Below are 16889 nucleotides of genomic sequence, written 5' to 3'. Positions count from 1 at the left end.
GGCTCTGGGCGCCGCGACCCTGGGCGCCGCCACCACCGCCGGCCTCACCGCCCGCCCCGCCACCGCCCAGGCCGTCGCTCAGCCGGCGGGTCTGCCGGTGTACCGATACGTGCGTGACGCGCTCGCCCTGCCCCTGCACTACAACCTCACCGGGGAATTCATCTTCCCCTGCATCAGAGGAGTGCAGGACAAGCTCAGCAACCCGCGCTCGCGCTACTACCTGTACTACGCCCCCCACGAGAACCCGGGCGGCATCTGCGTGGCCTTCAGCGACACCTTGGAGGGCCCGTTCCACGACTACAGCGGCAACCCGATCATCGACAGATACCTGCCGACCACGACGGTCAGCCACGTGTCCTCGCCGCACGTCACCTGGGACGCCTCGACCAAGCAGTTCTTCTGCTACTTCCACGGCGAGAACTCCGTCACCCGAGTGGCCCGCTCCTCCGACGGCATCACCTTCACCAACGAGACCGCCATCCTGAGCACCCGCCTGATCTCCGGCACCTCCGAGACCTCCTACGCCCGGGTCTTCGAGCACGCCCTTCCGGGCCGCGGCAACAAGTACGTGATGGTCTTCATGGGCGTGAAGAACGGCCGCCGCATCTTCTACGGCTGGTCCCCCAACGGCTGGGACGGCTGGCAGTTCAGCCAGGAGCCGCTGGTCAATCCCGGGCCCGACGGCGTGACCGACATCTCCGGCCCGACCCTGGTCAAGCGCAACGGCACCACGTACGTCGCCTACCACTGCGAGGACGGCAAGATGCGCATCACGGAGGTCGGCAACGCTTTCGACAAGGAGGTCCACCTCGGCGTCTTCCACTCCCCGATCGCCTCGGACAACGGCCGCGTGGCCGCGCCGTCGTTCGGCTCCCAGGACGGCGTCGAGTACATGTTCTACGAGGCCGGCCCCCGGCTGCAGGCCCGCATCTGCATCGCCCGCGCCCTCCCCGCCTGACCCCGCCGGTGGCGTGGGCTGGGCACGCCCGGCTCAGCCCGCGCCGAGCCGCATACATGCGGTGTGGGCGGAAAGGGGGTGAGGAAACACCCGACAAGGGGGAATCCAGATGATGCACGGCAAGACCATCGCGTTCCTCGTAGCCCCCGAAGGCGTCGAGGAGGTCGAGCTCACCGAGCCGTGGAAGGCCGTCAAGCAGGCCGGCGGCACGCCGAAGCTGATCTGCACCGACGCGGGCCAGGTTCAGGCGTTCAACCACCTCGACAAGGCGGACCGCTTCGCCGTGGACGCCACGGTCGACGAGGTCTCGGTGGAGGACTTCGCGGGCCTGGTGCTGCCGGGTGGCGTCGCGAACCCCGACTTCCTGCGCACGGTCCCGCAGGCGGTGCGGTTCGCCCGCGGCTTCTTCGACGCGGGCAAGCCGGTGGCCGCGATCTGCCACGCGCCGTGGACCCTGATCGAGGCCGATGTGGTGCGGGATCGCGTGGTCACCTCCTGGCCGAGCCTCCAGACGGACCTGCGCAACGCGGGCGCCGAGTGGGTGGACCGGGAGGTCGTGATCTGCACCGCCGGCCCCAACATGCTGGTCACCAGCCGCATGCCGGATGATCTCAAGGCGTTCGACCAGGCGGCGATCGACGCGTTCAGCGCTTGACCCACAGAGCCCCGGCGATCAGGGTCCGGGCGATCAGCGCGTAACCACAGAACCTCAGCGAAGGAGTGCCCCGGCGAGGGCGCGGACGGAGGACCTGAGGCGGGACACCCCGCCGCGCGCCATGACGTTCCTGACCAGGTCGGCGTCGAACATCGCGAGCAGCGTGTGCGACACGAACTCGGCGTCCAGATCCGGCCTGGCCGCGGGCGGCGAGCCGGGCCTGAGCGCGGTGCCGGGCGTGTCGATGGCGCGGGCCAGCGCCTCGGCCCGTTCGGCCAGCAGTGCCTGGAACAGGCCGGTGCGGCTGCCGAAGCGGCGGAACACCGTCCCTTTGCCGACCCCCGCCTCGGCCGCGACCCGGTCGAGCGAGACGTGCTCCGCGCCGTGGGCGTCGAGCAGGCCCTCTGTCGCCCGCATGATCGCCTCCCGGTTGCGTGTCGCGTCGGATCGCACCTGGCTCCCGTCTCCTGTGCACTTGCAAGCGGACCAACGGTCCTACCCCGCCCGCTTCGCCACCGTGCCGGAGCCCGAGCCCGCCCCCGGGCAGGCGCTCGTCGAGGTGCGCCAGCGTCGATCAACTTCAGCGAGCTGCGCCACACCGCCCACCTGGCCCGCGACGCCCAGGGCAAGGTCGTGACCGACATCGCGGGATAACCGCGCTTGCAACCTGCCAGCATGCCGATCATGGCAACGCTGTACATCCGCGATGTCCCCGAGCCGATCGCGGAGTCATTGAAAGAGCGCGCGGCCGAAGCCGGTATGTCACTGTCGGCATACGTCGCCAGAGAACTCGCGGATATCGCCGCCCGGCCGACCAATGCGGAGATGGTCAAGCGCCTGAAGGCACGCGATCGCTCCCGCGGGCCTTCGACAGCCGACATACTCGAGGCTGTCGCGGAAGGCAGGAAGTGATCGTCATAGACTCGTCCGCGATGGTGGAAGCGCTCGCGGGCCGTGAAGCGGACCGCGAACTCCTGGATGCGCTCCAGGCCAGCGTCCACGCTCCACATCTGCTCGACGTCGAGGTCCTCTCAACACTGCGAGGGCTCACGCTCGGCGGCAAGCTGACTCCTCAAGCCGCCGAGCAGGCGCGAGCCGACTTCCTCGCACTCAAGATCGCGCGTTACGAGGTCAGGGGAATCGCGGAGCGGATCTGGAAATTGCGTCACAACTACACCGCCTATGACGCCGCCTACATCGCGCTGGCCGAGGCGCTCGAAGCGCCCCTGTACACCTGTGACGGCGAACTCGCCGGCAGTGCTCACGACGCCGACGTGCAGCTCTTCCCGCGCGGTCAGCGCACCTGATCAGGTGGCCTCGAAGGAGGCGGCGACAGTGGCGCGGACCTCGTCCATCGACGTGTCCTCCACCTCGCGCTTGAGTGAGGTCATGTCCACGTCGGGCATGCCGCAGGCCACCGCCCAGTCCCACGGCGCGAGGTCGCCGTCGACGTTGAGCGCGAAGCCGTGGCTGGTGACGCTCCGGCTCTGCCGCATGCCGATCGAGGCGATCTTGCGGCCGGTCTCCGACGTCCAGACGCCGGTCAGCAGCTCCGAGCCGGGAGGCGTGTCGCGACGCTCGGCGGGCAGGCCCATCCTGCCGAGCGCGTCGACGAGGCGGAGCTCCACCTCGCGCACGTAGTCGACGATGCCCTCACCCTCGTCCAGCTTGACGATGAGGTAGCCGACCAGCTGGCCGGGACCGTGGTAGGTGAGCTGCCCCCCGCGGCCGGTCTCGACCACGGGGATGCCGCGCGAGGGGTCGGGCAGGTGGGCCGAGAGTGTGCGACGGCCGACGGTGTAGACCGACGGGTGGCTGAGCAGCCAGAGCGTGTCCGGCCGCTCGTCTCGTTGGCGCTCGCCGACGAGATCGGCCATGCGCTCCATCGCCTTGTCGTAGTCGACCAGCTCGTCCTGGACGAGCGTCAGCGGCCTTGCCTTCATGCTACGAGGATAGGACGCCTAGTACTTCCTCGGCTCCTCGGGGATGAGGACCCACATGAGAACGTAGAGAACCCACATCGGCCCGGGCAGGAGCGAGAGGATCAGCCAGGCGACGCGCACCAGGGTGGGCGGCAGGCCCCACTTGTCGGCGAGGCCGCCGCAGACGCCGGCCAGGATCCTGTGCTCTCGTGAGCGGTACATCTGTTCCTCCGTGTGGTTGCACCTACTTGGAAAACGGACGAACAGCCGGCAGGGATCCCTCAGCGACCCTGAGAAAACCCCGACAGGGTGAGCCAGTCGCGGGCCATGGCCAGATGCGCGCTGGTCAGGCCGTTGACGGGGTCGACCGGGATGAGTAGGAAGCGGTCGAGCCCCTGACGCTCCCTGAGGTACTCCTCGTCCTCCCGCGCCACCTGGTCGTCGAACCAGACGAACGGCCTGCTCTCGACGTACTCGGCCACGTGGGGCGTCTTGAACATCTCGCCCAGCTCGCTCTCCTGGACCGGCCCCATGGGCACGACCGGCAGCGGCGGCAGGCCGATGCGGGGCGCGATCCACTCGTTGGCGTGGTGCTCCCAGGTGGTCGCCCAGACCAGCTCGGCGCCCGTGGCCAGGGCGAGCTCCAGCAGCCTGGCGCCGTGCCTCGGGTTGAGGTGGACCGTGTAGACCTCGCGGCCGAGTGTGCAGCGGTAGCGCCTGAAGCCCGGCTCGGGCCGGCCGAACGGGTTGAGGACACCGTCGACGTCGATCAGCAGCAGGGGCTTCACCTGCCGGCTCCCGCCCGGTGCTCCTGCGGGCTCACCCCGCGCACCCGTTTGAAGGCCGCGCTGAGCGCGAACGAACTGCCGTAGCCCACCTTCCTGGCGACCGAGCCTACCGTGGCGCCCGGCTCGCGCAGCAGGTCGGCCGCCAGTGCCAGCCGCCAGTCGGTGAGGAACGCCATGGGCGGCTCCCCCACCAAGTCGGTGAAGCGCCTGGCGAGCGAGGCGCGGGAGACGCCGACCCGGGAGGCCAGCGTGGCGACCGTCCACGGGTGGGCAGGGTTGTTGTGCAGCATCCGCATGGCCTTGCCGACCACCGGGTCGCTCTGCGCGCGATACCAGGCCGGGGCCTCGTGGGTGGCGAACCACGACCGCAGCGTGGAGATCAGCAGCAGGTCGAGCAGCCTGTCGAGGACCGCCGCCTGGCCAGGCTCGTCCTTGACGATCTCCGCGCCGAGCAGGGAGATGATCGGCCCGCCCGGCAGGACCAGCATCGTGGGCAGTGCCTCCAGCAGCCGCCGGGTGACCTCGCCGGCCATCTGGTAGGTGCCCGTGATCATCACCGTGGAGCCGCCGGGGTTGTTGCCCCAGCTCCGCACGCCGAGGTCCATCTCCTGGTAGAGGTCCTCGCCGTCGAGCGTGGTGCAGTGCTGGCCGGGGTGGATGACGATCTGCGGGGGCGTGGCGGGCTGGTCCGCCACCGTGTACGGCTCGGGTCCGCGCACGACCGCCACCTCCCCGGGGGCCATGCGCACCGGGCCGCCCGCCACGTCACCCGGGACCGCCCGCACTGAGCCGGCCACCACCTCACCCGGGATCACCCGCGGCGGGCCGCCGGTGTCCGGGACCACCCAGGCCTCGCCTCGGACCAGCGCGACCAGCGTCAGCGGCGCCTCGTCCTGGATCCGCAGCGACCACGGCGGGTCGAGAATAGAGCGGAGCAGGAAGGCGCCCCGGGCTCGGGGGCCGTCGAGCAGCGCGGCCAAGTGGTCCATGCGCTAGACGATCGCATATGGAAGTGCGCTTCTCAACCATGGAGAGTCTCACGATCTCCGGGCTTACTAGAGGCATGACAACTTTGGTACTGGGCGGCACCGGCAAGACCGGCCGCCGCGTGATCGACAGGCTCACCGCTCTCGGCCGACCGGTCCGGGTCGGCTCCCGCTCCGCCGTCCCGTCCTTCGACTGGACGGACCGCGACGGCTGGGCGGACGCACTCCACGGCGTCGACGCGGTGTACATCACCTACTACCCCGACCTCGCCTTCCCCGGCGCGGTCGGCGACATCGAGTCGTTCACCGAGCTCGCCGTCAAGAGCGGCGTCACCCGGCTCGTCCTGCTCTCCGGCCGCGGCGAGCCCGCAGCCGAGGCGTGCGAGCGGATCATCCAGCGATCCGGGATCGAGTGGACGGTCGTCCGGTGCGGCTGGTTCATGCAGAACTTCAGCGAGGGCTACCTGCGGGAATCGGTGCTCGACGGCGTGATCGCGCTCCCGGCCCGAGACGTGGCCGAGCCGTTCGTGGACGTGGACGACATCGCGGACGTGGCGGTGGCCGCGCTCACCCAGGACGGCCACGCGGGCAAGGTGTACGAACTGACCGGGCCCCGGCTGCTGACGTTCGCGGACGTGGCGGCCGAACTGTCGCGGGCGCTGGGCAGGCCGGTCTCGTACGTGCCGCTCACGGGGGCGGAGTTCACCGCCGCGGCCGTGGAACAGGGGGTGCCCGAGGGGCAGGTGGCGCTGCTCAACACGCTGTTCACGGAGGTCCTGGACGGGCGCAACGCCTACGTGATGGAAGGGGTGCGCGAGGCCCTCGGCCGTCCCGCCCGGGACTTCACCCAGTTCGCCACGGAATGGGCCAAGACCCTCCCCTCCCCCTGACCCAGGCCACGAGGGCCACCCCGGACGCACACCCCAGTCAGAACAGGACCCCCCTCCCGTGAACGTTCTCACCAGGGCCGATGGCAGGACGGCCGGTGCCCGGGGCGGCCCACGGCAGGCGGCCCAAGCCTGGACAGCCCACGGCAGGACAGCCCAAGGCAGGACAGCCGATGGGGGGACGGCCCATGGCGGCACCGCGATGGTGGGATGGCCGAGGGCGGGGGCCCGTTGGTGGACCCCTCACGTGTGTGGGCTGCTCCACAGGTGGGTCGAGGATTCGGCGACTGCCGAGGCGGTCACACTTTCGCGTCCTTCTGGCGTACGACCTCGGCGGGGTCCCAGCCGGGGCGCGGCACCGACGCCAGCAGCAGCCGCGTGTAGGGGTGCTGCGGCTCGGCGAGGACCCGCTCGACCGGGCCACGCTCCACGACCACGCCCCGGTGCAGCACCAGGGCCTCGTCGCACAGGTGCCTCACCACGGCGAGGTCGTGGCTGACGAACAGCAGGGCCACACCTGACTCCCGCCGGACCTGGGCGAGGAGCTCGAGGATCTGCGCCTGGATCGACACGTCCAGCGCGGCCACGGCCTCGTCGAGGACCAGCACGGACGGCTCGACCGCGAGCGCGCGGGCGATGGCCAGCCGCTGGCGTTGGCCGCCGCTGAGCTGGTGCGGCCTGGCTCCGGCCTCGCGGCTGCCCAGCCCGACCTGGTCCAGCAGCTCGGCGGCGCGCGAGCGGTCCTTGCCGTGCAGGGTGAGCGCCACGTGCAGGCACTGCGTGGCGGTCAGCCGCGGGTCGAGGGACAGGTAGGGGTCCTGGAAGACGATCTGGATCTCCCGGGCTCTGCGCAGCCTGGGCGCCCGGCCCCGCTCCTTCGCGCCGCGGACCCGCCCGTTGACGGTGATCGTCCCGGAGTCGGGGGTGACGAGCCCGACGAGCATGCGGGCGATCGTGGTCTTGCCCGACCCGGACTCTCCGACCAGGCCCAGCGAGCCACCGTCGGCGAGCTCGAACGACACGTCGTCGGCGGCGACCGTACCGGCGAAGGACTTGCTCAGGTTGTCGACGGCGAGCATCAGACCTCCAGCAGGTGGCAGGCGGCGCTGCCGCCCGCGACGGCCACGGGCTCCGGGTGCCGGGTGGTGCAGCGCTCCGTCGTGTGCGGGCAGCGAGGAGCGAACGGGCAGCCGGTGAAGGCGTCGTCGAGCGAGGGCGGCCGGCCGGGGACGGGCCGGATCGTCCGGGGGGCGCCCAGCTCGGGGGTGCAGGCCAGCAGCCCCGCCGTGTAGGGGTGGCGGGGGCTGTCGAACAGCTCCTTGGCGGGCCGCGACTCCACCACGGTGCCCGCGTAGAGGACGTGCACGCGGTCGCAGAAGGCGGCGGCCAGGTGCAGGTCGTGGGTGATGAAGAGCATGCCCAGCTCGCGCTCGGCCTGGACCCTGCGCAGCAGCGCCAGGGTCTCGGCCTGCGTGGTGACGTCGAGCGCGCTGGTCGCCTCGTCGGCGAGCAGCAGCGAGGGACCGGCGGCCAGCGCGGCGGCGATGACCACGCGCTGGAGCATGCCGCCGGACAGTTCGTGCGGGTACTGCCGCAGGCGCGACTCCGGATCGCGCATGCCCACTGCGGCGAGCAGCTCCACGGCGGTGGCCCTGGCCTCGGCCTTGGGCCGGCCGAGCGTGTGGACCAGGCGTTCGGTGAGGAAGTCGCCGATCCGGCGGACCGGGTTGAGCGACGAGCGCGGGTCCTGGTAGATCATCGACACCCGGGACGCGCGCAGCCGGCGCAGCGCCTCGGGGCTCATCGCGAGCACGTCGTCGCCCTCGACCAGCACCCGGCCCGACACCCGGGCGCGGGACGGCAGCAGGCGCAGCACCGACCGGGCGATCGTGGACTTTCCCGAGCCGGACTCGCCCACCAGCCCGACGATCTCGCCCCTGCCGACGGCCAGCGACACGTCGCGCAGGATCGGCCTCCTGCCGCCCGCCTCGATGGTCAGGCCCTCCACGGAGAGCAGCATCATGAACCCCTCACGCCCATGCGGTCGGCGAGCCGTACGCCGATCACGTTGAACGACACGACCACCAGGGCGATGGCGGCCCCCGGCACCAGCACCGGCAGGAACGCGCCCTGCACGATGGCCGGCTGCCCCTCCTTGACCATGAGCCCCCAGTCGGAGGACGGTGACTGCGCGCCGAACCCCAGGAAGCTCAGCGTGGCCAGACTCATCAGCCCCTCGCCGAACAGGACCACCAGGTAGCCGACGATCGGGCGGGCCATGTTGGGCACCAGGTGGCGCGCGCAGATCGCGAACCCGCCCATGCCCTGCACCCGGTAGGCGTCGATGTACGGCTTCGCGCACTCGGTGATCGCGAGGCTCCGCGTGTACTTGGCGATCGTCGGCGCGTAGGCCAGCCCGAGCGCGATGACGGCCGTGGTCATGCCGTTGCCGAACACCGCCACGATCAGCACCACGAACAGCAGGCCGGGGAAGGCGTACATCACGTCGGTCACCCGGCCGACGACCGCGTCGACCCAGCCCCGGCGCCAGGCGGCCAGGGTGCCGAGCGCCACGCCCAGCGCCGACGCGATGGCCAGCAGGGCGAGCGGCCCGACGAGGGAGGTGCGTGCCCCGTACAGGATGCGCGAGAGCAGGTCGCGGCCGGACTGGTCGGCGCCCAGCGGGTGGTCGCCCGAGACCGGCGCGAGGGTGGCCGCGAAGTCGACCGCGTCGGGCTCGTACGGCGCGACCAGCGGCGCCAGGATCGCGGCCAGCACGACGACGCCGAGGAAGGCGGTGGCCGCCCGGTGGCCGAACGGCCTGGCCGCCGCCGGGCCCTGCGGCAGCGTGGCGACGGCGGTCATCCGGACCTCCTCGCTCGGGGGTCGATCAGCGGCTGGACGAGCTCGACCAGCGTGGTCACCGCGATGTAGGCGGTGACCATGAGCAGCAGGACCGCCTGCGTCACCGGGAAGTCGTGCGTGTTGATCGCGTTGACCAGCAGCGAGCCGATGCCGTTGAGGCCGAACGCGGTCTCTACGATCACGGTGCCGGCCAGCATGCCCGCGGTGACCAGCCCGCACATGGTCACGATGGGCCCGAGCGCGCCGCGCAGCACGTGCCTGACCACGATCAGCCGCTCGGCCAGCCCCGAGGCGCGGGCCACGGTCACGTGGTCGAGCTCACGCTGCTCGATCATGGCTTGCCGGGTGACCCGGCTGATGATCGCCAGCGCGCCGGTGGCGAGCGTGACGGCGGGCAGCGTCAGGTGCCACGGCGAGCCGCCGCCCATGACCGGGAACCAGCCGAGCTGCACCCCGAAGAGCGAGGTCAGCGCGGTGGCCAGCACGAACGGCGGCACGGAGGTGGCGAACGTCGTGCCCGCCACCACCGCCGCGTCGACGCGTCCGCCGCGCACCGCGGCCAGCACGCCCAGCCCCACGCCGAACACCACGAACAGCACGGTGGTGTAGGCCACCAGCCCCAGCGTGCTCGGCAGCCGTGCCGCAAGCAGGTCGCTCACCTGGTCGTTGTACTGCAGCGAGCGGCCGAGGTCGCCGGTCACCGCGTCGCCCAGCCACCGCCCGTACTGGACGAGGAACGGATCGTCCAGGTGGTGCTGTGCGCGGATGGCCGAGATGTACTCGGGCGTCAGGTTCTCCTTGCCGCCCGCCAGGAACGTCACCGGATCACCCGGGGCCGCGTAGGAAGCCCCGAAGATGACGAACGACGTGGCCAGCAGCGTCGCGAGCAGGCCCGCCAGCTTGCGGATCATCGGTCAGCCCTTGACCCCGAGGTCGGCCGCCCACGGGTAGCCGATCTGCACCTGGGACGCGGGCGGTCCCGTCACCTTACCGCCGAGCACGACCGCGTTGGGCACCTCGACCAGCGAGATCCACACCATGTCGGCGGTGAAGCGGCGCTGCAGCTCGATGACGTCCTTGGCCCGCTGGACCGGGTCGGTGGCCGCCAGCGCGCTCGCCACGAGCTTGTCGTAGTCGGGCGAGCTGTAGCCGACCCAGTTGTTGGACGAGCCGGTCAGGCCGTTGTCGTAGAAGCCGATGGGGTCGGACTTGGTGATGTACCAGTCGTCGGGGACGAGGTCGACCTGGGCCCGCATCGCCTTGTCGGTGTAGAAGCCGCCGTACTCGGAGGGGGGCACGGTCTTGATCTGCGCCACCAGCCCGATCTTCTTGGCCGCGTCGACGACGGCGTTGGCGATGACGGTGCGCGCCTGCTCGCCGTTGGAGGCCACGATGATCGGGGCCTGCGGCGTCCCCGCCTCCTGGACGAGCTTCTTGGCCTCCTCGATGCGCGGCGTCTCCGGCGCGCCCTGGAGCTGGTCGTAGGCGGCCTGGAACGCCTGCTTCTCGTAGGACCAGGCGCCCGCGCCGACCGGCACCTTCCACGGCCTGGCCACGCCGGCGAACCCGGACCTGGCGATGCCCGCCCGGTCGACGGCCAGCGAGAGCGCCCGGCGGATCCTGGGGTCCTTCAGCGGTCCGCGGTCGGTCGGCAGCAGCACGAACACCCGCGTGGTCGGCCCGTAGGCGACGGTGACGGCCTTGTTGGCCTGCAGCGCGACCGCGGGCCCGGTCTCGGACAGGTAGGCGCCGTCGGCCGCCCCGGTCACCAGGCTGTTGACCAGCGCGGTGTCGTCGGCCCACTTGAACGTCACGGTGCGGGTGAGCGGTTTGACGTTCTTGTTCCAGTAGGCGTCGTGGCGCTCGATCGTGATGTGGGTGCCCGACTTCCACTCCTTGAGCCGGTAGGGCCCGCTGCACGCGTCGGGGCTCTCAGGGGTGCCGTATTCCTTGCCGAGCCGTTCGACGACCTCGCGGTTGAGCACGATGCCCGCACCACCCGCGATGGCCTGCTCGAACAGCGCGTTGGGCTTCTTGAACGCGATCGTCACCTGGCGCTCACCCGTCTTGGTGACCGACTCGACGTCCTCGAACTCGTCGGACTCGTCCATGCCCTCGCCCGCGTGGCGCTTGAGGCTCCACACCACGTCGTCGGCCGTGATCGGCGAGCCGTCGTGGAAGGTGGCGCCGGCGCGCAGGTCGAGCACCATGGTCTTGGGGTCGCTCTGGTCGATCTTCTCCGCCAGCCACGGCTTGACGGTCATGTCGGGCTGGGTCTGCATGAGCCGTTCGCAGACATTGGCCATGATGGTGCGGTTGTCGGTGCCGCCGTCACTGTCGAGGTCGAGCGTGCCCGGCTCCTCGTCGAGCAGCCAGGTGGCCGACTCGAGCGGGCCGGCCGCCTTGGCGGTCTGGGTGACCAGGGTGAGCTTGGCGGGGGCGGGGGCCTTGCTGGTGGCCGCGGGCCCGCCGCACGCGGCGGTCAGCCCGATCAGACCCGCGAGGGCGAGTGTCTTCTTCACCAGATGCCTCCAGCGTGCGTGGCCCGTCCCTCGGAGTGGGGCGCGAGCGCGGAACCGTGTGACACGTCGGTTCTCCTGAAACTTCATGGGGGGAGTCGATGGGAGCCGGGGAGATGGGTGGGCGTCGTCGGGATGGGTGATCGTCGGCTTGGCGGCCGTCGGCGTCCCCTCGTCACGAGAGGGAGAGCGTCAGGTCTCCGTGCGGTCCGTCGTAGAGGTTGTGCGGCACGCGCTCGTAGTCGTGGTCGCAGGGCGTGCCGGCCGCGATCAGGTAGTCGCCCGTGGTGAGGTCGACGCAGCTCGACAGCAGGGTGGCCCACCGCCGCACGGCGGGCTGGGTCTCGTCGGGGTGGGTGCAGAGCGACTCGGGACGGCCGAGGTGGTCGGACATGGCCTGCCTGATCCGCTTGCGGGCCTCGTCGGTGCCGGACGCCTGCCGTACGGCGCGCAGGCCGCTCTCGGCGCGCGGCACCCGGAACAGCGAGTCGGCCGAGCCGGGCCGGTAGGTGGCGGCCAGTTGCGGCGGCACGAACGCCTGATAGTGATTGCCGTGGACGAGCAGGCCGTCGGTGGGATACATCCAGCCGATCGCTCCGGGCGTGGTCTCCAGGTCGATGGTGAAGCCCTGCCGGTGGGTGATCAGGGCGTTGCTGGCGATGTGGGCACGGGACTTGGTCAGCGCCTCCAGCGCCTCGTTGAGGTTGGAGCTGTCGAGGACGCGGCGGCGGATCAGCGTCTGCGGCACGCCGACCGTCTCGTCGAAGCGCCCGCCGAGGCCGTTGGCGTTGAGCGCGATGCCCGCCGAGTTGGCCCCCTGCCGCCCGACCTGCCCCGCCTCCACATGCGTGATCACCGTCGGCTTGCCCGGCTGGACCACCCTGAGCACCATGACCGTGTCGGCGACGCCGCTGCGCCAGTCCCAGTTCTGCCCGGCGTAGACGTGGCCGTCGCCGGACGCCTCCTCCAGCAGGGCGAACGAGGTGCAGCCGTCGGGCTCCATGGAGCTGAACGTGGTGTCGTAGATGATCTCACCTCGGGCGTTGAGCGCGACGACGTCGAGGAAGCCGATGCCCGCCCCCTCGGCGACGCCCTCCATCTCTTCGACGAGCTCCGGCGCGAACGCCCTGCTCGGCTCCACCCAGCGCGCCGCCCGCCGGGTGACCTCCTCCCAAGTCAGGCCGCTGGAGTGGCCGAACGCCTCGGCGTAGTAGGCCAGCGCCCGGTGGACGCGCTCGCGAGCCTGCTCGCCGTACTGGCGCCCGCGTTCGCGGGGTTCGCCCGAGATCTCGACGAGGGGCAGGGAAGTGAGGCTCAATGGTGCTCCTTGGGCCGCCCGAAGCCTGTAACGTTCATTTCGCAGGGCGGCGAGTCCGTAGCGGTCGTTTCCTGGAGTCTGTAACGAACGCTACGCAGAAGTCAAGGGGTGTAATGCACGATCCAGAAGGTCAGTCGCAGGGTCAGGCTCAGAGCCGGCCGCAGGGCCAGCCGCAGAGCCCGATCGAGCAGCTCAGAGCGTCGGTGAGACAGCTGTGGGAGGAGCTGTCACCCGCCGAACGGGCCGTGTGCCAGTTCCTGATCTCGGCCTCGCCCGACCAGATCCTGTTCTCCAGCGCGCAGGAGCTGGGCAGCGCGACGGGCACGAGCAACGCGACCGTGGTGCGCACCATGCAGCGCCTCGGGTTCGGCGGCCTGCCGGGGCTCAAGCGCGCGCTCGCCGCCGAGTTCAGCTCCACGGTCGCGCCCGACGTCCGGCTCCAGCAGCGCATCAGCCACGTCGGCCACGACCTGTCGGAGATCTGGACCAGGGTCTTCGACGAGGCCCGCGAGCGCATCGACCACTGCCGGCGCCTCTGGGACCCGGAGATGTTCCAGCGCGCGGTGGAGGTGATGGCCGGCGCGAGCTCGATCCTCGTCTACGGCGCGGGGGCCTCCGACCCCACCGCCCGCCACCTGGCGCTCAAGCTGGGCCGCCGCGGCCACCGCGCCCGCGCCACCTCGGCGACGGGCTTCTCGCTGGCCGACGACCTGCTCTCCTTGCGCCACGGCGAGGCGGTGGTCATCTTCCAGCCGGCTCGCAAGCTGCGCGAGATCACCGTCCTCGTCGACCGCGCGCAGGCGGTCGGCGCGCGCGTCGTCCTGGTCTCCGACGAGCTGGGCGGCGCGTTCGCCGACAAGGTGGACGCCGTGCTGGCCGCCCCGCACACCCCGACGGGCATCACGGCCGAGCCGCTGACCGGCATCGTCGTCGCCGACGCCCTCCTGCTGGCCCTCGACGCGCTCGACGAGAGCCGCTCCGTCGAGCACTCCCACCAGCTGACCGCCCTGCGCGAGCAGTTGCTCGGCCCCAGGATCCGCTAGCCTCACCTGGTCACGGCGTTCGGGAAAGGTGCACTAGTGATCGGCTGGTTCGAAGCGGTGGTGCTGGGATTGCTGCAGGGGCTGACCGAGTTCCTGCCCATCTCCTCCAGCGCCCACATCCGGGTGGTCTCGGCGTTCTTCGGCTGGCAGGACCCGGGGGCGGCGTTCACGGCGGTCATCCAGCTCGGCACGGAGACGGCCGTGCTGATCTACTTCCGGCACCAGCTCTGGGAGATCGTCTCGATCTGGACGCGGGCCCTGTGGACCCCTGCGCTGCGCTCCCATCAGGCGGCCCGCATGGGCTGGTACATCATCGTCGGCAGCATCCCCATCGGCGTGCTCGGGCTGACGTTCAAGACCCAGATCGAGACCGTCTTCCGCGACCTGCGGCTGGTGGGCACCACGCTGATCGTCTTCGGCCTCATCCTCTGGTTCGCCGACCAGACGGCCCGCAACAAGCTCACGCTGGACAAGCACCTGAGCTTCACCCACGCCATCGTGTACGGCTTCGCGCAGTCGCTCGCCCTCATCCCCGGCGTCTCCCGCTCCGGCGGCACGATCACGGCGGGCCTCCTGCTCGACTACCGCCGGGAGGACGCGGCCCGATACTCGTTCCTGCTGGCCATCCCGGCCGTGCTGTCGTCAGGTCTGCTGGAGCTGGCCGAGATCGGCGAGGGAAAGGCCCCGGCGTGGGGGCCGACGATCCTGGCCACGATCATCTCGTTCGTCGTGGGTTACGCGGCCGTCGCCTGGTTCCTGCGCTACATCAGCACCCATCGGTTCACCGGCTTCGTGATCTACCGGATCGCGCTGGGGCTCTTCGTCATCCTGGCGGTCACACTCGGCTGGATCCCCGCCCAGGGCTGACCGAGCCATCCGAATCATGCACAATCCGGCCCAGGAGGGGGAGATGCCTGTCCACGGCGTGCCGCCCGGACCAGCCTGTGACCACGCGCTCCTCGAAGCAGCCCGCAACAACGCCGAGTGGTGCGACGCCATGTGCCTCGCGCACGATATCCGCGGCGTCTTCGCCCCGCACGCCTGGACGGCCCCGGTGAGGACCCCGCCCTACTACCCGGACGCCGTCACGCTGTCCCCGGACGCCACCGAGCGCGATGTGCTCGACGCCATCGACCAGGGGCCCGGCGCCTCGGTCAAGGACAGCTTCGCCACGCTGGACCTGCGCCCGTCGGGGTTCGAGGTGCTGTTCGAGGCCCAATGGATCCACCGCCCCGCCCCCGAGCGGGCCCCGGGTGACGTCGCCGAGTGGGATGTCGTACGGGACGCGGCCACGCTGCGCGCCTGGGAGAGCGCCTGCTTCGACGGAGCCGCCGGCACCCGCCTCTTCCGGCCGCCGCTGCTCACCCGGCAGGACGTCGCCGTGCTCAGCGGCCACCGCGACGGCGAGATCGTGTACGGCTCGGTGCTGAACCTCAGCGGCCGGGTCGCCGGCCTGTCCAACCTGTTCGCCCGTGACGGGGACGATGACGCGGCATGGACCGGCACGCTGGCCATGGCCGCCGAGCTCTTCCCGGGCCGCCCACTGGTCGGCTACGAGGTGGACGTGGACCCCGCCCGGCGGCATGGTTTCGTCGTGGCGGGTCCGCTCCGGGTGTGGCTCAAGGCGCCCGGCGCGGTGCCCACTCGATGAAGGCGGCGGGACCGTCGCCGGAGAGCGCGGCCAGGAGCCTGGCTGAGGCGGAAAACGCCGTCTCGCTCGACGGCTGAAGCCGATGTGGGGCGCGCCCGCCTGGAGTCTCGCCACGCGGGCCGAAAACCTGCACACTTCTGGCATGTCGTGGACAGGCAAGTCGGCCGTCGAGATCGCGACGGCGGTGCGGAACGGCGAGGTCAGCGCCACCTCCGTCGTCGAGGAGCACCTCCACGCCATCGCCGAGCGTGATCCCCGCGTGGGCGCGTTCCGCCTGGTCAGGGAGCGGGCCGTGGACGAGGCGCGGGCCGTGCAGAAGCGCCGCGACCTCGCCGACCTGCCGCTCGCCGGCGTGCCGGTGGCGGTGAAGGACAACCTGGAGGTCGCGGGCGAGGTCACTCGGGGCGGATCCGCCGCGACGGCGGGCGCCCCGGCGGCGCGTGACCACGAGACGGTCGCGCGGCTGCGCGCGGCGGGCGCGGTGGTGGTCGGCCTGACCAACCTGCCGGAGCTGGGTCTGGTCGCGTTCGGCGACAGCGCCTTCGGCACCGTTCGCAACCCCTGGAACCCGGCCCGTACGGCCGGCGGCTCGTCCTCGGGCAGCGCGGCGGCCGTGGCGGCGGGGATGGTGCCTATCGCGCTCGGGAACGACGGGATGGGATCGCTGCGCATCCCGGCGGCGTGCTGCGGCGTCTACGCGATCAAGCCGGGCACCGGCCTCGTGCCGCCGCCCACGAACGACTGGCGCGGCCTGAGCGAGAACGGCCCCCTGGCGGCCCGCGTCGCCGACCTGTCCCTGGCGCTGTCGGTGCTGGCGGCCGATCCGCTGCTGGCGGAGTCGTGGCGCGACGGCCGCCGGATCGAGCCGTCACCACGCATGCTGCCCTCGGTCTGGGACGACGATGACCTGGACTGGGAGTCGCACGAGGGCGTGGCACGTGAGCCGAGCGCGGTCGGCGGTCGCGGCGTGGCGGAGCCGGCCACGCCCGACCCGTTCGACCTGCTGGAGCCCCGCGTGATGCGGTCCAGCCCCGAGCCGTTCGACCTGCGGGTGGCGTACACGCCGCAGCCCCTCCCGGCCGGCCTGCCGATGGAGGGGGAGTTCCGGGCGGCGGTGCGCGGCGCGGCCGAGACGCTCCGGATCGCCGGGCACACGGTCGTCGAGGACGACCACCGCCTGCCGCCCTGGCTCGGCATGTCCACGATCGCCACCTGGCTGGCCCGGGCGGCCGAAGCGGCTGAGGGGCTCGACCGGTCCCGCCTCGAACGCCGCAGCCGCGCGCTCGCCCGCGCGGGC

Annotated in this window: 20 protein-coding genes; 9 read left to right on the top strand and 11 right to left on the bottom strand. The window is 71.4% G+C overall.

Annotated features, from left to right (window positions below; all coding sequences use genetic code 11):
• Nucleotides 1-958, top strand: a 958-nt coding sequence (locus DQW85_RS47290; RefSeq protein WP_240197687.1) for a glycoside hydrolase family protein, incomplete at its 5' end; no start/stop codon positions are given.
• Nucleotides 959-1067: 109 nt separating this feature from the next.
• Nucleotides 1068-1613, top strand: a complete 546-nt coding sequence (locus tag DQW85_RS37680) for a type 1 glutamine amidotransferase domain-containing protein (RefSeq protein ID WP_113704516.1) — start codon at nt 1068-1070, stop codon at nt 1611-1613.
• Nucleotides 1614-1667: 54 nt separating this feature from the next.
• Here DQW85_RS37680 and DQW85_RS37675 read toward each other — a convergent pair whose 3' ends face one another.
• Nucleotides 1668-2030, bottom strand: a complete 363-nt coding sequence (locus tag DQW85_RS37675) for a helix-turn-helix domain-containing protein (RefSeq protein WP_113704519.1) — start codon at nt 2028-2030, stop codon at nt 1668-1670.
• Nucleotides 2031-2297: 267 nt separating this feature from the next.
• On the opposite strand from DQW85_RS37675, the gene DQW85_RS37670 reads away from it, so the two are divergent.
• Together DQW85_RS37670 and DQW85_RS37665 are read left to right on the top strand one after the other, a co-directional pair.
• On the top strand, nt 2298-2525 hold the full coding sequence (locus DQW85_RS37670) for a FitA-like ribbon-helix-helix domain-containing protein (RefSeq protein ID WP_113704518.1): 228 nt from the start codon (nt 2298-2300) through the stop codon (nt 2523-2525).
• Nucleotides 2522-2920, top strand: coding sequence for a type II toxin-antitoxin system VapC family toxin (locus DQW85_RS37665; protein WP_113704515.1), 399 nt, complete (start codon nt 2522-2524; stop codon nt 2918-2920). The genes DQW85_RS37670 and DQW85_RS37665 overlap by 4 nt, the downstream gene beginning before the upstream one ends.
• Here DQW85_RS37665 and lipB read toward each other — a convergent pair whose 3' ends face one another.
• From lipB to DQW85_RS37645, 4 genes are read right to left on the bottom strand one after another with little or no spacing between them, the layout of a single operon-like run.
• Nucleotides 2921-3556, bottom strand: coding sequence for a lipoyl(octanoyl) transferase LipB (gene lipB, locus DQW85_RS37660; RefSeq protein WP_113704514.1), 636 nt, complete (start codon nt 3554-3556; stop codon nt 2921-2923). It lies immediately after the preceding gene.
• 18 nt (nt 3557-3574) lie between these two features.
• On the bottom strand, nt 3575-3757 hold the full coding sequence (locus tag DQW85_RS37655; RefSeq protein WP_113704513.1) for a PspC domain-containing protein: 183 nt from the start codon (nt 3755-3757) through the stop codon (nt 3575-3577).
• A gap of 59 nt (nt 3758-3816) precedes the next feature.
• Entirely contained in the window at nt 3817-4323 is a 507-nt protein-coding gene (locus DQW85_RS37650) for an HAD domain-containing protein (RefSeq protein ID WP_113704512.1), read from the bottom strand.
• On the bottom strand, nt 4320-5312 hold the full coding sequence (locus tag DQW85_RS37645; RefSeq protein ID WP_113704511.1) for an AraC family transcriptional regulator: 993 nt from the start codon (nt 5310-5312) through the stop codon (nt 4320-4322). Before DQW85_RS37645 ends, DQW85_RS37650 begins: the two co-directional genes overlap by 4 nt.
• 74 nt (nt 5313-5386) lie before the next feature.
• Here DQW85_RS37645 and DQW85_RS37640 point away from each other — a divergent pair, with 74 nt between their 5' ends.
• Entirely contained in the window at nt 5387-6199 is an 813-nt protein-coding gene (locus DQW85_RS37640; RefSeq protein ID WP_113704510.1) for an NAD(P)H-binding protein, read from the top strand.
• A gap of 296 nt (nt 6200-6495) precedes the next feature.
• Here the strand turns inward: DQW85_RS37640 and DQW85_RS37635 are convergent, their stop codons facing one another.
• The 6 genes from DQW85_RS37635 to DQW85_RS37610 all read right to left on the bottom strand — a co-directional run bounded on the left by DQW85_RS37635 (nt 6496) and on the right by DQW85_RS37610 (nt 12898).
• Nucleotides 6496-7275 carry an ABC transporter ATP-binding protein gene (locus tag DQW85_RS37635; protein WP_113704509.1) on the bottom strand — a complete coding sequence of 260 codons (780 nt, stop codon included), beginning with the start codon at nt 7273-7275 and terminating at the stop codon, nt 6496-6498.
• Entirely contained in the window at nt 7275-8219 is a 945-nt protein-coding gene (locus tag DQW85_RS37630; protein WP_240197686.1) for an ABC transporter ATP-binding protein, read from the bottom strand. Before DQW85_RS37630 ends, DQW85_RS37635 begins: the two co-directional genes overlap by 1 nt.
• Nucleotides 8216-9061 carry an ABC transporter permease gene (locus DQW85_RS37625; protein ID WP_113704508.1) on the bottom strand — a complete coding sequence of 282 codons (846 nt, stop codon included), beginning with the start codon at nt 9059-9061 and terminating at the stop codon, nt 8216-8218. Before DQW85_RS37625 ends, DQW85_RS37630 begins: the two co-directional genes overlap by 4 nt.
• Nucleotides 9058-9972: an ABC transporter permease gene (locus DQW85_RS37620; RefSeq protein ID WP_113704507.1), complete on the bottom strand. Its 915-nt coding sequence runs from the start codon at nt 9970-9972 to the stop codon at nt 9058-9060. The genes DQW85_RS37625 and DQW85_RS37620 overlap by 4 nt, the downstream gene beginning before the upstream one ends.
• 3 nt (nt 9973-9975) lie before the next feature.
• A complete protein-coding gene (locus DQW85_RS37615) occupies nt 9976-11583 on the bottom strand; it encodes an ABC transporter substrate-binding protein (protein ID WP_205315699.1) in 1608 nt (535 codons plus the stop codon).
• A gap of 172 nt (nt 11584-11755) precedes the next feature.
• Nucleotides 11756-12898: a C45 family autoproteolytic acyltransferase/hydrolase gene (locus DQW85_RS37610; RefSeq protein WP_113704505.1), complete on the bottom strand. Its 1143-nt coding sequence runs from the start codon at nt 12896-12898 to the stop codon at nt 11756-11758.
• A 203-nt stretch (nt 12899-13101) separates the two neighbouring features.
• Here DQW85_RS37610 and DQW85_RS37605 point away from each other — a divergent pair, with 203 nt between their 5' ends.
• From DQW85_RS37605 to DQW85_RS37590, 4 genes are all read left to right on the top strand, one after another.
• Nucleotides 13102-13941 (top strand): MurR/RpiR family transcriptional regulator, encoded by an 840-nt coding sequence (locus DQW85_RS37605; RefSeq protein WP_240197685.1) that lies wholly within the window; start codon nt 13102-13104, stop codon nt 13939-13941.
• A gap of 36 nt (nt 13942-13977) precedes the next feature.
• Nucleotides 13978-14808, top strand: coding sequence for an undecaprenyl-diphosphate phosphatase (locus DQW85_RS37600; protein WP_113704503.1), 831 nt, complete (start codon nt 13978-13980; stop codon nt 14806-14808).
• A gap of 43 nt (nt 14809-14851) precedes the next feature.
• A complete protein-coding gene (locus DQW85_RS37595) occupies nt 14852-15592 on the top strand; it encodes a hypothetical protein (protein ID WP_113704502.1) in 741 nt (246 codons plus the stop codon).
• Nucleotides 15593-15734: 142 nt separating this feature from the next.
• On the top strand, nt 15735-16889 hold a 1155-nt coding region (locus tag DQW85_RS37590), incomplete at its 3' end, for an amidase (RefSeq protein WP_162795695.1).

The organism is Nonomuraea lactucae (assembly GCF_003313395.1).
Classification (GTDB): domain Bacteria; phylum Actinomycetota; class Actinomycetes; order Streptosporangiales; family Streptosporangiaceae; genus Nonomuraea; species Nonomuraea lactucae.
The sequence above is the reverse complement of the archived record's forward strand: the minus strand, read 5'-3'. Positions and strand labels throughout refer to the sequence as shown.

Coding starts and splice junctions, on each gene's coding strand:
- DQW85_RS37680 (WP_113704516.1), top strand. CDS start 1,068: ATGATGCACGGCAAGACCATCGCGTTCCTCGTAGCCCCCGAAGGCGTC.
- DQW85_RS37635 (WP_113704509.1), bottom strand. CDS start 7,275: ATGCTCGCCGTCGACAACCTGAGCAAGTCCTTCGCCGGTACGGTCGCC.
- DQW85_RS37630 (WP_240197686.1), bottom strand. CDS start 8,219: ATGATGCTGCTCTCCGTGGAGGGCCTGACCATCGAGGCGGGCGGCAGG.
- DQW85_RS37640 (WP_113704510.1), top strand. CDS start 5,387: ATGACAACTTTGGTACTGGGCGGCACCGGCAAGACCGGCCGCCGCGTG.
- DQW85_RS37620 (WP_113704507.1), bottom strand. CDS start 9,972: ATGATCCGCAAGCTGGCGGGCCTGCTCGCGACGCTGCTGGCCACGTCG.
- DQW85_RS37595 (WP_113704502.1), top strand. CDS start 14,852: ATGCCTGTCCACGGCGTGCCGCCCGGACCAGCCTGTGACCACGCGCTC.
- DQW85_RS37645 (WP_113704511.1), bottom strand. CDS start 5,312: ATGGACCACTTGGCCGCGCTGCTCGACGGCCCCCGAGCCCGGGGCGCC.
- lipB (WP_113704514.1), bottom strand. CDS start 3,556: ATGAAGGCAAGGCCGCTGACGCTCGTCCAGGACGAGCTGGTCGACTAC.
- DQW85_RS37625 (WP_113704508.1), bottom strand. CDS start 9,061: ATGACCGCCGTCGCCACGCTGCCGCAGGGCCCGGCGGCGGCCAGGCCG.
- DQW85_RS37670 (WP_113704518.1), top strand. CDS start 2,298: ATGGCAACGCTGTACATCCGCGATGTCCCCGAGCCGATCGCGGAGTCA.
- DQW85_RS37655 (WP_113704513.1), bottom strand. CDS start 3,757: ATGTACCGCTCACGAGAGCACAGGATCCTGGCCGGCGTCTGCGGCGGC.
- DQW85_RS37675 (WP_113704519.1), bottom strand. CDS start 2,030: ATGCGGGCGACAGAGGGCCTGCTCGACGCCCACGGCGCGGAGCACGTC.